The organism is Acidimicrobiales bacterium (assembly GCA_035316325.1).
GTDB lineage: Bacteria > Actinomycetota > Acidimicrobiia > Acidimicrobiales > VFJN01 > DASXTK01.
Map to the genome: position 1 here is coordinate 1 of DATHJB010000075.1, position 13,360 is coordinate 13,360.

12 protein-coding genes are annotated in these 13,360 nt (G+C 72.4%); 7 read left to right on the plus strand and 5 right to left on the minus strand.

The genetic code is table 11. The annotated features are described in order from the left end of the window. Positions 1-173 precede the first annotated feature (173 nt). Positions 174-650 carry a helix-turn-helix domain-containing protein gene (locus tag VK611_10385; protein HMG41729.1) on the minus strand — a complete coding sequence of 159 codons (477 nt, stop codon included), beginning with the start codon at positions 648-650 and terminating at the stop codon, positions 174-176. 26 nt (positions 651-676) lie between these two features. On the opposite strand from VK611_10385, the gene VK611_10390 reads away from it, so the two are divergent. Together VK611_10390 and VK611_10395 are read left to right on the plus strand one after the other, a co-directional pair. Continuing rightward, positions 677-1,744, plus strand: coding sequence for a 4Fe-4S binding protein (locus VK611_10390; protein HMG41730.1), 1,068 nt, complete (start codon positions 677-679; stop codon positions 1,742-1,744). Between the two features lie 97 nt (positions 1,745-1,841). After that, positions 1,842-2,960, plus strand: coding sequence for a ferritin-like domain-containing protein (locus VK611_10395; GenBank protein ID HMG41731.1), 1,119 nt, complete (start codon positions 1,842-1,844; stop codon positions 2,958-2,960). Positions 2,961-2,967: 7 nt separating this feature from the next. On the opposite strand, the gene VK611_10400 is transcribed toward VK611_10395, so the two are convergent. Further along, positions 2,968-3,594, minus strand: a complete 627-nt coding sequence (locus VK611_10400) for an HAD-IA family hydrolase (GenBank protein ID HMG41732.1) — start codon at positions 3,592-3,594, stop codon at positions 2,968-2,970. Between the two features lie 40 nt (positions 3,595-3,634). Here VK611_10400 and VK611_10405 point away from each other — a divergent pair, with 40 nt between their 5' ends. Next, positions 3,635-4,519: a hypothetical protein gene (locus VK611_10405; protein HMG41733.1), complete on the plus strand. Its 885-nt coding sequence runs from the start codon at positions 3,635-3,637 to the stop codon at positions 4,517-4,519. 26 nt (positions 4,520-4,545) lie between these two features. Here VK611_10405 and VK611_10410 read toward each other — a convergent pair whose 3' ends face one another. Beyond that, entirely contained in the window at positions 4,546-5,895 is a 1,350-nt protein-coding gene (locus VK611_10410; GenBank protein HMG41734.1) for a M20/M25/M40 family metallo-hydrolase, read from the minus strand. A 119-nt stretch (positions 5,896-6,014) separates the two neighbouring features. Between VK611_10410 and VK611_10415 the strand changes: the two genes are divergently transcribed. The 4 genes from VK611_10415 (at position 6,015) to VK611_10430 (ending at position 11,840) form a co-directional block, all read left to right on the plus strand. Continuing rightward, positions 6,015-7,157 carry a S1 RNA-binding domain-containing protein gene (locus VK611_10415; GenBank protein HMG41735.1) on the plus strand — a complete coding sequence of 381 codons (1,143 nt, stop codon included), beginning with the start codon at positions 6,015-6,017 and terminating at the stop codon, positions 7,155-7,157. Positions 7,158-7,163: 6 nt separating this feature from the next. Continuing rightward, entirely contained in the window at positions 7,164-7,979 is an 816-nt protein-coding gene (locus VK611_10420) for an exodeoxyribonuclease III (protein HMG41736.1), read from the plus strand. A 10-nt stretch (positions 7,980-7,989) separates the two neighbouring features. Then, positions 7,990-8,700 carry a hotdog domain-containing protein gene (locus VK611_10425; GenBank protein ID HMG41737.1) on the plus strand — a complete coding sequence of 237 codons (711 nt, stop codon included), beginning with the start codon at positions 7,990-7,992 and terminating at the stop codon, positions 8,698-8,700. A 125-nt stretch (positions 8,701-8,825) separates the two neighbouring features. Next, positions 8,826-11,840 carry a BTAD domain-containing putative transcriptional regulator gene (locus tag VK611_10430; protein HMG41738.1) on the plus strand — a complete coding sequence of 1,005 codons (3,015 nt, stop codon included), beginning with the start codon at positions 8,826-8,828 and terminating at the stop codon, positions 11,838-11,840. A 25-nt stretch (positions 11,841-11,865) separates the two neighbouring features. On the opposite strand, the gene VK611_10435 is transcribed toward VK611_10430, so the two are convergent. Both VK611_10435 and VK611_10440 read right to left on the minus strand, forming a co-directional pair. Further along, positions 11,866-12,960 carry an S-(hydroxymethyl)mycothiol dehydrogenase gene (locus VK611_10435; GenBank protein ID HMG41739.1) on the minus strand — a complete coding sequence of 365 codons (1,095 nt, stop codon included), beginning with the start codon at positions 12,958-12,960 and terminating at the stop codon, positions 11,866-11,868. A gap of 63 nt (positions 12,961-13,023) precedes the next feature. After that, positions 13,024-13,338, minus strand: a complete 315-nt coding sequence (locus VK611_10440; GenBank protein HMG41740.1) for a sigma factor-like helix-turn-helix DNA-binding protein — start codon at positions 13,336-13,338, stop codon at positions 13,024-13,026. Positions 13,339-13,360 lie beyond the last annotated feature (22 nt).

Sequence of the window (13,360 nt, forward strand, 5' to 3'; positions counted from 1 at the left end):
ACGCCGGGTCGTTCGTGCGCCTCCGCCCCTACGCGGTCTCGGGTTCCCTCGGAGGGCGCAACCCGCTGGCCGACGGGGTGCTCGCGCCCGCCGACCTCAGCTGACCGGCGCCAGCGCCCGCAGCGTCGTGCTGTCGGCGGCGGGCGCGAGCAGGTCGCTCCCGGCGCCGAGACTCACTCGCGAACCGGGACGAAGTCGGGGTCGGTGGCGCCGGGGCCGGGGAGGGGCTCGACGTCGGGGCCCAGGACCCGCTCGCCGCAGGATGCGCAGTGGGGCACCAGCTCCGTGCGGTGGCCGCAGGTCGTGTGGAGCAGGTCGACCGGGGCGCCGTTCGGCGCGGCCCAGCGGTCGCCCCACTGGCGCATGGCGTTGGTGACGTTCCACAGGTCGCGGCCCTTGGCGGTGGGTTGGTAGTCGTAGCGGGGCGGGTGCTCGCTGTAGGCGACCCGCTCGAGCACGCCCTGGTCGACGAGGTGGCCGAGGCGCTGGTTGAGGATGTTGCGGGAGATGTCGAGGCGTCGCTGGAAGTCGTCGAAGCGGGACACGCCCAGCAGCGCGTCGCGCACGATCAGCATGCTCCACCAGTCGCCGACGGCCTCCAGGCACTGGGCGATCGAGCAGTTGACGTCGTGGAAGCTCTTCCTGCGCACGGCGACACTGTAGTACCCTACGTTCTATGATGGAACGGACTGGCCGGTACGACGACCACCCGACCGTGCGCAAGGTCCGCGAGCGGGGCGCGGCGGGCGGGGAGGCCGGTCCAGTCGACGCCGGCTGGCTGCGGCAGGTGTGCCTCGACGCGGGCGCCGACGACGTCGGCTTCGTGTCGATCGATCACCCCGACCTCGCCGAGGAGCGCCGTTACATCGACGAGCTGATGCCCGGCATCCGCACGCTCGTCGGCTTCGTGGTGCGCTCCAACGTCGACAACCTGCGCAGCCCCGCCCGCGCCACCGCCAACCTGGAGTTCCACACGTCGTACGACGCCGTCGACCACGTCGGCCGGCGCATCGCCCGGGCGCTGCAGAAGCGCGGCATCCGGGCGGCCAACCCCGCGGCCGGCTTCCCGCAGGAGATGCACCGCTTCCCCGACCACGCCTGGTCGATACCGCACAAGCGGGTGGCCGTCGCCGCCGGGCTGGGCCAGATGGGCATCCACCGCAACGTGATCCACCCGCGCTTCGGCAACTTCGTCGTGCTCGGCACCGTCGCCACCCGGGCCGAGGTGTCGCACTACGACGCCCCCATCGACTTCAACCCCTGCCTGGAGTGCAAGCTGTGCGTGGCGGTGTGCCCGGTCGGCGCCATCGCCGACGACGGGTCGTTCGACTTCTTCGCCTGCTACAACCACAACTGCCGCGAGTTCATGAGCGGCTTCGTCGACTGGGTGCAGACGGTGGCCGACAGCGACGACGCCGCCGACTACCGCAGCCGGGTCACCGACGCCGAGACGGTGTCGATGTGGCAGAGCCTCTCCTTCAAGGCCGACTACAAGGCGGCCTACTGCATGGCGGTGTGCCCCGCGGGCGAGGACGTGATCGGCCCCTGGCTCCGCGACCGTCGCGCTCACATGGCCGACGTGGTCCGGCCGCTGCAGCACAAGGAGGAGACGATCTACGTCACCGCCGACAGCCCCGCCGGTGCCCACGTCGCCCGCCACTTCCCCCGCAAGCAGGTGAAGGTGGTCGACCCGGGGCTCGTGCCGCCGCCGTCCCGGACGGGTGACGCGCCCCCGGCTGAGTGACCAAGGTCACGTAACCAGGCGGGCACTGCCCTTTCAACGCTGCTCGTGGTCGTGGATAATGGCTGTTATCAGCAGCAACGGACCTTCCGGGGGAACCATGTCGGTCGACGAGCACGCCACCAACAAGGACCTGATTGGTCGCGACGAGATCAACGACCTCGAAGCGATCCTCTCGGTCTCGAACACCGACGTGAACGAAGCCATCCACGCGGTGCAGGACAACGCCGACGCGATCTTCACGTGGGACTACGAGAAGGGCCAGCGTCCGGCCCTCAACAAGCTCTACGAGAAGGCCAAGCACTCCCAGTGGAACGGCGAGACCGACCTCCCCTGGGACACCGAGGTCGACCTGCTCAAGAACGCCGAGCTGCAGCGGCTCCAGTTCGCCGACATGCGCGGCGACCTCACCGGCTCGCCGTTCGAGAACTTCACCGACGAGCAGTTCAACGACTTCTCGATCGAGTCCGACAACTGGACCCTGAGCCAGTTCATGCACGGCGAGCAGGGTGCGCTGCTGTGCACGGCGAAGATCGTGGAGACGGTGCCGTGGATCGACGCGAAGTACTACGCGGCCACGCAGGTGATGGACGAGGCCCGGCACGTCGAGGTGTTCGCCAAGTACCTCGACGAGAAGCACGAGGGCCACTACCCGATCAACGCCCACCTGAAGATGCTGCTCGACGACATCATCAACGACAGCCGCTGGGACATGACCTACCTGGGCATGCAGATCATGGTCGAGGGCCTGGCCCTGGCGGCGTTCGGCTTCATGCAGCAGATGACGCCCGACCCGCTGCTCAAGCAGCTGCTGCGCTACGTGATGGCCGACGAGGCCCGTCACGTCGCCTTCGGGGTGCTGTCGCTCAAGGAGTTCTACAACGAGCTGTCCACGCCCGAGATCCGGGAGCGCCAGGAGTTCGCCTTCGAGGCGGCGATCCGGATGCGCGACCGGTTCCTCCAGCAGGAGGTGTGGGAGCGGATGGAGATCAACCCCCGCGACGTCCTCCCGCTGGTCCAGGCCGACCCGGGCCGCCAGCTCTTCCAGCAGATGCTGTTCTCGAAGATCGTGCCCAACTGCCGCAAGCTCGGCCTGATCGACGCCGGCGACGCCTGGCTGCGACGGCGGTTCGAGGAGATGGGCGTGATCCAGTTCGAGACCTGGGAGGACACCGGCGAGGAGTACGAGAAGCTCCAGGTCGAGCTCCCGGCCAGCTAGCCCGGGCTCAGCCGAGGTCGAAGCCGACCACCGCTTCCAGCTCCCGCAGCGCCTCGTGGGGGTCGACCACCTTGATGGTGGTCATCCCCAGGGCCCGCGCCGGCTTCAGGTTGATGCCGAGGTCGTCGAGGAACACGGCCTCGGTCGGGTCGACGCCCAGCTTGTCGCACACCAGCCCGTAGATGGCCGGGTCGGGCTTGCGCAGGCCCACCTGGCTCGACTCGACGATCACGTCGAAGTGGGCGAGCACGTCGGCGAACGGTCCGGGCGCGTCACCGCGGTCGCCCAGGACGAAGTTGTTGGTGAGCAGGGCGGTGGCGAGGTGCTCGTGGCAGCGGCGCAGCGCCTCCACCATCTCGGGGCGCAGCCGGCCCGACAGGGCGCCCAGCACGGCGTGGCCGTCGACCGGGTGGCCGGCGGCCTCCGCCTCGGCCTCGAACAGCTCCACGAAGCCCTCGAGGTCGACCTCGCTGCGCTCCAGCCGCGCCCAGGCGTTGGTGTCCGGGTTGGTAGCGTTCAAGCGGCGGATGTGCCCCGTGGGCAGGGAGTTCTCGGCCTCGTAGCGGGCGAACGCCTCGAACGGGCTGGTGACGATCACGCCACCGAAGTCGAAGACCACCGCACGAATCGACATAGGATCCGAGCCTACGGGCGGACAGGAGTGGGACCCCGAGATGACAGATTCAGGTTGGCAGTACCCCGGCGGTGAGCCGCCGTCGGGCAGCGGTCCGTACGGCGCTCCGCCGCCGCAACCACCGCAACCGCCGCCGCAACCACCGCCAGCCTCCCCGTCGGGAGCGAGCTGGGGCCAGCCGGGCTACGGAGGCCCGGAGCCGCCGCCCCCGCCGCCCCAGCGGAGCTGGCCGATCGTCGCCCTCGTCGGCGCCGTGGTCCTACTGGTGGCCGCCATCGTCGGCGTGGTCGTCACGTCCGACAGCGGCGACGACACGGCCACCGACGACACGACCGAGACCACGGAATCCTCCGACACGACGGAGGAGGACCCCGACGAACCCGACGAGCCCAGCGACCCGGGCGCCTTCGTCGACGACGAGGGCGGCTACTCCGTCACCATGCCCGACTCCTGGGCGTACAGCTCGCTGCACGGCGACCTGAGCCAGGTCGGCAGCCAGATGTTCCCCGACGACCCGGCCAAGGCCGACCTTGCGCAGCAGTCCGCCTCGGCGCTGCCGCGGGCGATCATCTTCTACGGCGTGGTCGCCGACGAGGTCGGCGACGCCTTCGTCACCAACGTCAACGTCAACGTGACGAGCACGCCCGGCGCCGGCGACCTCAGCTACGACGAGTTCTCGTCCCAGGTGAAGCAGGGGATCGGCACCATCGGGGCCACGGTCACCGCCGACGAGCCGTTCACGCTCGCCGGCACCGACGGCGTGCGGGTGGAGTTCGACTACGACCCGTCGCTGGGCGCCTCGGGCGTCCAGTACTCGGCGGTCATCGACGACCAGCTGTGGGTGGTCAACTTCGCCAGCGCGGACTCCGACAGCCACACCGCCGAGTTCGACGAGATCGCCTCGTCGTTCGAGGTCACCGGCTGAGACGTCGCCGACCGGTCGTGGCGGGCTCAGCCGCCCACGAAGTCGCGGGCCACGGCCTCCCACAGCTCGGTGGAGAGGCGCAGCGACTCCACGTCGACGCGCTCGTCGTCGCCGTGGAACATCTTGCCGAACTCCTCGAAGGTCACCTTCTCGCTGAACAGCCCGAAGCCGTAGGCGGTGGCACCCAGCCGGCGGAAGAAGCGGGCGTCGGTCGCCCCGACGCTCAGCATCGGCACCAGGTGGCTGCCCGAGTAGAAGACCTTGCTGACCCGGTCGAGCGTGTCCCACAGCGGCGTGTCGGCCGACGAGCTGGTGGACGGGTCGTCGTGCGACTCCACCATCTCCACCCGGTCCGCCAGGTCGCCCAGCGCCTCGTCGAGCATCGCCTGCACGTCGGGGAGCGTCTGCCCGGGCAGCGTGCGGATGTCGACCTGCAGGTCGACCTGGTCGGGGATCACGTTGGTCTTGGTGCCGCCGTGGGCCACGGTCGGGGCGAACGTGGCGTGGGTGCAGGCGTGGAACTGGCGGGCCATGCCCACCGGCAGGCCCTCGAGGCTGTCGACGAAGCGGTCGGGGTCGAGCAGGGGAGCGGTCATCTCGTCGGGCAGGTCCATGCCGTCGAGGAAGCGCCGCCAGGTCTCGTGGATGCGGGTGGCGGGGCGGTACGCGGCGATGCGGCGCACCACCTCGGCCGCCGTGACCAGGGCGTTGTCGGTTGCCCAGGGGAGCGACGCGTGGCCCGGCGTGCCCTTCACCCGCAACGTGCACCAGCACGAGCCCTTCTCACCCACCAGCACCGGCAGCCGGGTCTCGCCGCCGCCGCCCCGGATGGGGATGCCGCCCGACTCGGTGATCACGAAGTCGGAGCCCACCGCGTCGAGCTCGTGGCGGGCCAGGTGCTCGGCGCCGTAGGTGCCCAGGGCCTCCTCGTCGGCGACCGCCAGGTACGTCAGCGTGCCCTCGGGCTTCCAGCCCGACGCGGCGAGGCGGCGGGTGGCGACGGCCATGGAGGCGGTGAGGTTCAGCATGTCGACCGCGCCCCGGCCCCAGACCTCGCCGTCGATCAGGTCACCGCCGAACGGGTCGTGGCGCCAGCGGTCGGCGTTGGCGGGGACCACGTCGGTGTGGCCCATCAGCAGCAGGCCCGGCGCGTCGGGGCGGCTGCCCTCGATGCGGGCGACCAGGCTGCCCCGGCCGGGCTCCGGTTCGTAGCGCTCGAGGTCGATCCCACTGCCGGCGAAGTAGTCGGCCAGGAGGTCGGCGCTGCGCACCTCGTGCCCGCTGGCGACCGTCCCGTCGTTCACACAGGCGTTGCGGATCAGATGCTGCAGCAGGTCGGTGACCTCGCCGCTCACGTCGGTCGTCACGTCAGCCATTCGGCGGACGGTACTGCGCAGGTGGGCGAGTCCGCCGTTCGTGCCGGCCCGTCTGGTTCAATGCTTGCGAGATGGCGCCCCGACCTGCACGTGAACAGCCGCACGATGCGTCCCCCCGAGTGCGACGCCACGTAGTCGTCGACGGGTCGAACATCGCCACCGAGGGTCGCGATGCCCCGAGCCTGTCGCAGCTCGACGAGGCCGTGCAGGCGTACATGCGCGAGTACGGGCCCGAGATCGTCACGGTGGTGGTCGACGCCACCTTCCCCAACCGCATCGCCCGCAACGAGCGCGACGTGTACGAGGCCGCGGCGGTCGCCGGCGAGATCATCACGCCCCCGGCCGGCGCGATCGGGCGGGGCGACGCGTTCATCCTCCAGATCGCCGACCGGGCCGACGCCACCATCCTGTCCAACGACTCCTTCCAGGAGTTCCACGGCCAGTTCGACTGGCTGTTCGACCCGGGGCGCCTGGTGGGCGGCAAGCCCGTGCCCCACGTCGGCTGGGTGTTCATGGACCGCTCGCCGGTGCGGGGACCGCTGAGCCGCCGCTCGGTCAGCGCCGCCAAGCGGTCCGGTGACACCCCTGACGTCGCCAAGGCCACGAAGCGGGCGACGAAGGCGACCAAGGACACCAAGGCCGACAAGCCGCCGAAGGACGACAAGCCCAAGGCCGCCAAGGCGACGAAGGCCTCCAAGGCGGCGAGGGCCGAGTCCCCGGCGCCGACGCCGGCGCCCAAGCGGGCGCGCGGCGCGGAGAACGGGCCGGTCAAGGCGCCCGCCGTGGGCACGCCGGCGCCGGCCAACGACGCCCTGCCGTTCATCGAGTTCGTCGGCGCCCACCCCGTCGGCAGCCTGGTCCAGGCCGTGGTCGAGCAGTTCAGCTCCCACGGCGCCTACGCCCGGGTCGGCCCGGTGCAGGCGTACCTGCCGTTGAAGTACCTCGCCAACCCGGCGCCCCGCAGCGCCAAGCAGGTGCTGCGGCTGGGGGAGACCCGCGACTTCGTGGTGGTCTCGGTCGACGCCACCCGCCGCGGCGTCGACCTCGCCGTCCTCGGCGTCGAGCTGCCGACCCAGGCCGACGGCGCCGGTGGTCCGATCGAGGCACCCGCGCCGGTCGACCCGCCACCGAAGAAGAAGGCCGCGGCGCGGAAGAAGGCGGCGCCCGCCAAGGCGCCGGCTGCGAAGAAAGCTGCCAAGAAGCAGGCGGTCCCCAAGAAAGCCGCCAAGAAGGCCACGGCCGCGAAACGCTCGGTAGGTTGAACCGCTGTGCGCATCGCCACCTGGAACCTCGCCGCGCTCACGGCCGAACGCCAAGACCGCCTGCACGACTTCCTCACCTACGCCCAGCCCGACGTGCTGTGCCTCCAGGAGACCAAGCTCAGCGACGACGCCTTCCCGGCGCTCGACCTGCTCGCCCGGGGCTACGAGAGCGCCCACTTCGGTGAGGGCCGCTGGAACGGCGTCGCCATCCTCAGCCGGGTCGGGCTGGAGGATCCGCTCAACGGCTTCGCCGACGGTGAGCCGCCCGACGCCGAGGCCCGCCTGATCAGCGCCACCTGCGGGGGCGTGCGGGTGAGCTCGGTGTACGTCCCCAACGGGCGGGCGCTCGGCCACGAGCACTACCACTACAAGCTGAGCTGGCTGGGCCGGATGGTGGCCCACCTGAAGGCCACGGCGTCGCCCGACGACGACCTGGTGGTGTGCGGCGACGTGAACGTGGCGCCCACCGACATCGACCTGTGGGACCCGGTGGCGTTCGAGGGCGAGACCCACGTGTCGCCGGAGGAGCGGGCCGCCATCGCCGCCCTGGAGGACTGGGGCCTGCACGACGTGCTGCGGGACGAGTACCCGGACGTCGAGGGCCTCTACAGCTGGTGGGACTACCGGGCCGGCCGCTTCCACAAGCGCCAGGGCATGCGGATCGATCTGATCCTGGCCACCCGGTCGCTGGCCGACAAGGTCACGTGGGCGGTGGTCGACCGCAACGCCCGCAAGGGCGTGAAACCCAGCGACCACGCGCCCGTGCTGGCCGACTTCACCGTCGGCGCGCCCGATGCGACGGCGAGCGCGGGCACGCAGTAGGAATCGCGACGTGGACGACGAGCAAGGGCCCGATCCCGGCAACGCCCAGTGGACCAGCATGCTGAACGCCTACGCCACCACGGCGCCGTCGGAGCGACGGGCGGAGCTGCACCGCACGGGTGACGCGCTGCGGCGGATCGTCCACCGGCTCCACGGCAGCCGGGCCGGGGCGGAGGAGCTCGCCGCAGTCGCCGACCAGCTGGAAGCCCTGGCCGACCAGGTCGACAACCTGACCGCCGGCACGATGTACGAGGGCTTCGGCGAGTCGCCGCTGGGTGGCGGCGATCCGCACGCCTTCTTCGACCACAGCCCGATGCTGGGCCGCGCCAACCCCATGGCGCCGCCGATCGAGCTGTGGGCGGAGGACACGGTGATGCACGGCCGGGCCACGTTCGGGGACGCCTACGAGGGCCCGCCGGGCTGCGTCCACGGCGGGTTCGTCGCCGCGGCGTTCGACGAGGTGCTGGGCTCCGCCCAGTCGCTCGGCGGCCGACCCGGGATGACCGGCCGCCTCACGGTCAGCTACCGCAGCCCCACGCCGTTGCGCCAGGAGCTGCGGTTCGCCGGCCGGGTCGTCGAGGTGTCGGGCCGCAAGACCTTCACCCACGGAACCGTCCACGCCGACGACCGCCTCTGCGCCGAGGCCGAGGGCCTCTTCATCGCCATCGACTTCGAGAAGATGATGGAGCTCCGCAAGGAGCGCGAGCGCCGCTTCGAGTGATCCCGTCCGTGCTGCAGGTCCCCGAGGGCGGCGGTCGTGAACGGGTGGGAGAGGGTATGCCTATGCTCGGTCCGGTGTGGTCTGACCGTCGGTTGGCACCACCCGTGGCGGACCGTGCGACGTTCGTGCGGGGAAGGCTCCTCCACCAGCTGCGACAGCGCTGGTTCGTCCCCGTGACCGTCGTGACGGCCCCGGCGGGCTACGGGAAGACCACCCTGCTGGCGCAGGCGGTGGCGGAGAACGCCGAGGCGCCGATGGGGATCGACTGCTGGCTGACGTGCGAGCCGGGCCTCGCCACCGTGTCGGCGCTGGGTGAGGCCCTCTGCCGGTCGGTGGACGCCACCACGCACACCACCGACGTGGCCACCGCGGTCGTCGAGGCCCTGTGGCGCCGGTCGCCCCAACAGGTCGCCCTGGTGCTCGACGACGTGCACGAGCTGCTCCCCGGCTCGGACGCGGCCTCGCTGCTGGCCAGCGTCGTGAGCCTCCTGCCCGAGAACGCCCACGTGGTGCTGGCGGGCCGCACGCCGCCGCCGCTGCCGCTCGCGCGCATGGAGGTCGAGGGCCGCGTGACCCGCGTCGGCGAGGACGAGCTGACGTTCACCGAGGCCGAGCTGACCGAGTTCGCCACCCTGCGCCACGTCAGCCCCGCGAAGGTGGCCGGCAGCGGAGGCTGGCCGGCGCTCGCCGAGCTGTCGGTCGACGCCCGCTCGAACACCGCCGGCGACTACATCGGCCAGGAGGTGCTGGCCGAGCTGTCGCCCCAGCGCCGCCACGACCTGGCCCTGCTCTCGCACCTCGGGCCGTTCGACGACGAGCTGGCCCGGGCCGTCCTCGGCCCCGACGCCGACGCCGCGGCGCTCGTGGAGGGTCTGCCGCTGGTCAGCCGCCTGGCCGACGGCGAGCACTCACTCCACGGCCTCCTGCGGTCGCTGCTGGCCAACGAGGCGACGCCCGGCGAGGTCGCCGACGCCCGGCGTCGGGCGGGCCTCGGCTTCCTGGAGAGCGGGCGGATCGACGGCGCCGTCCGGCTCCTGGTCGACGCCGAGGCGTGGGACGACGTCGGTCACGCCATCGTCGAGGCGCTCGGGGCGGCGCACCCGCCGGTGGCCCGTGACGTTCTGGAGGAGTGGTTCAAGCTGCTGCCGCCCGACGTCCGGGCGCGGCCCAGCGGGCGCCTGCTGGCCGCGGTCGCCGCCGTCGAGGGCGACCTGGGCGGCGCCTGGGAGGACTTCGCCGACTGTGCCGCCGCCTTCCGCGAGCAGGGTGAGACCACCGGCGAGCTGGCCTGCCTCGTGCAGCTCGGCCAGGTGGCCTGGTGGTCGGACGACCCGGCGCGGCTCGCCACGGTGGCGTCGCGGGCCTTCGAGCTCGAGGCCGAGGGCGTCGACGCAGCCGTGCCGTTCGCGTCGCTCGGCCGGGCGCTCATCTACGACATCGCCGACGACAGCCGCAACACGCTCACCGAGCTCGACCGCATCCCCGCCGGGTCGCTGAACGAGCCCTGGCAGGGCCTGGTCAACTGGACCCGGGCCATCGCCCACCTGCAGCTCGGCCACGCCGCCGAGGCGGAGGCGGCGTCGGAGAAGGCGCTGACCTACACCGGGTCGCTGCACGCGCCGCTCGCCGAGGGCACCCGCCTGCAGGCCCTCTGGTACCAGGGGCGCCTCGACGAGGTGGTCGAGGCCCTGCCCGGCCTGCTGGAGGTCGTGAGCGAGTCGGGCTACCGCAACAGCACGGCGCTCATCGGGGCGCAGTGCAGCATGGTCCACGCCCTCAACGGCGACGTCGACCGGGCGGAGCGCTTCCTCGACCAGGTCCGGACGACGGCCACCCTGCTGCGCGGTGCCCCGCTGGTCGACACCAACCTGTCGGTCGCCGAGGCCACCGTCGCCGTGGCCCGCGACGACGAGGCGGCGGCGTCGGCCACCCTCACCGAGCTCGTCGACCGGTACCCGATCGGCGTGGGCCTCCCGGTCGCGGCGCAGCGGCGCCACGTCGCCCTGCTCTACGTGCTGGTGCCCGCCACCCGGCCGACGTGGGACGACGCCGAGCTCGGGCCGGCCTGGCAGCTCGGCCGCAGCCTGGCGCAGGCGGTGGTCGCGGTGCGCGAGGGTCGTCGCCTCCCGCCCGGCACGCCGTCGCTGGAGGACGCAGCGGTCGTCCGGGCCCACCTGCCGCCGGCGTGGGCTGCCGAGCTGGGTGTCGCCGCCCTCGCGGAGGGCCGCGCCGACGGCTGGGGGCTGCTCGACGCCACCTGGCCCGACGCTCGTGGCACCGTCGCCGCGCTGGCGCAGCGTCGGGGCAAGGGGCAGCTGCGCAAGACCGCCCGGGAGGTGCTCGGCCACCTCCCCCTGCCGCCGACCGTCGTGCGCCGGCTGCGCCTGCTCGGCGCCGTCGAGCTCCACGAGGACGACGCCCCGGTCCGCTCCCCGGCGTGGCGGCGTGAGCGGGTGCGCTCGCTGCTGGCCTACCTCGCCGTGCAGGGGACGGTCAGCCGGGGCCAGCTCGCCGACGACCTGTGGCCCGCACTCGACCCCGATGCGCAGTCCCGCAACCTGCGGGTGACCCTCACGTACCTGTTGCGGGTGTTGGAGCCCGAGCGCGGGCCGCGCGACGCCTCGTTCTTCGTCCGCCAGCACGGTGGCAACGTCAGCCTCCACGCCGGCGACTGGCTGACCGTCGACCTGTGGGAGTTCGACGACCTGTGCCGGGCGTCGGCCCAGGCCGACCAGCGGGGTTCGCCGGCGGTGGCCCTCGACCGCGCCCTGCACGCGGTCGAGCTGTGGCGGGGCGAGCCCACGGAGCTGCTCTCCGACCAGTGGGCCGTCGCCGCCTTCGAGCAGCGACGGCGGCGCTTCACCACCGTGGCGACGCGGGCGGGCGAGCTGCTGATGGCCCGGGGCCGCTTCGACGAGGCGCAGGTGCTGGCCGAGCAGGCGCTGGCCATCGACCCGTGGCTGGAGGCCGCGCACCGCCTGGTCGTCGCCGCCCACCGGGCCGCGGGCTTCGGTCTGTCCGCCCAGCGGGCGCTGCGCCGCTACCGGGAGGCGATCGGCGAGCTGGGCCTGACCCCCGACCAGGCCACCCTCATGGTCGAGCGCCTCCTCGAGTCCCTCCCCGCCAGCGACACCGCCTGAGCCGGCCGGCGTCCGTCTCCAGGTCCTAGTCCGACAGCACCACGACGCTGCGGAGGACCTCGCCGCGCTCCATCTTGGCGAACGCCGCCTCGACGTCGCCGAGCCCGAGCGTCTCGCTCACGAAGGCGTCGAGCGGCAGGCGGCCCTGCAGGTGCAGGTCGACGAGGAGCGGGAAGTCGCGGCTGGGCAGGCAGTCGCCGTACCAGCTCGGCTTCAGGGCGCCGCCCCGGCCGAAGAAGTCGATCATCGGGATGTCGGGGAAGCGCATGTCGGGCGTGGGGACGCCCACCTGGACGACGGTGCCGGCCAGGTCGCGGGCGTAGAAGGCCTGCTCCAGCACCGACGGGTGGCCCACGGCCTCGATGCACACGTCGGCGCCGAAGCCGCCGGTCGCCTCCTGCACGGCGGCGACCGCGTCCTCGCTGGAGGCGTCGACCAGGTGGGTGGCGCCGAAGGCCTTCGCCCACTCGAGCTTCCGGGGGTCGCGGTCGACGGCGACGATCGTGGTGGCGCCGGCCAGCTTGGCCCCGGCGATGGCGGCATCGCCCACCCCGCCGCAGCCGAACACGGCCACCGAGTCGCCCCGCTGCACGTTGCCCGTGTGCAGGGCGGCGCCGAGGCCGGCCATCACGCCGCAGCCCAGCAGGCCCGCCACACTCGGGGACACCGTCGGGTCGACCTTCGTGCACTGGCCGGCGGCGACCAGCGTCTTGTCGGCGAACGCCCCGATGCCCAGCGCCGGCGACAGCGGCGTGCCGTCGGCCAGCGTCATCTTCTGCGTGGCGTTGTGGGTGGCGAAGCACAGGTGCGGCCTGCTCCTCAGGCAGGCCCGGCACTGGCCGCAGACGGCCCGCCAGTTGAGGACGACGAAGTCGCCGGGTGCCACGTCGGTCACGCCGTCGCCCACCGCGGCCACCACGCCGGACGCCTCGTGGCCCAGCAGGAAGGGGAAGTCGTCGTTGATGCCGCCCTCGCGGTAGTGCAGGTCGGTGTGGCACACGCCGCAGGCGGCGACGTCGACGAGGGCCTCGCCCGGCCCGGGGTCCGGCACCAGGATCATCTCGACCGCCACCGGCTCACCCTTGGCCCGGGCGACCACTCCACGCACCTCGTACGGCATCGCACGCCCCCTCTCGCTCGCGTTCACCCGCCTGGCGGGAAGGTTACGTGGTCGCCCCGAAGGTCAGCCGAGCTCGGTGCGGAGCTTGGTGATGCCGCCGAGGAGGATCTCGCGGATCTCGCGGCGCGGCCTGCCGAGCTGGTCGTGGATCTCGGTGAGCGAGCACGGCGGTTGGCCGTCGAACCCGAACCGGCGGACGATCACGGCCCGCTCGTCGTCGGTGAGGTCGAGGACGACGTGGCGGGGGAGCGCGTGCAGCGCCACCAGGTCGTCGTCGGCTTCGTAACGCAGATCGACGGGTTCGACCTGCTCGGCGACATCGTCGTCGTCCGGGTAAGGCCAGCCGTCTTCGCTCATGAAGGACAGTGGGTCACCCATGGACCATGTGTCGCGCTTCACA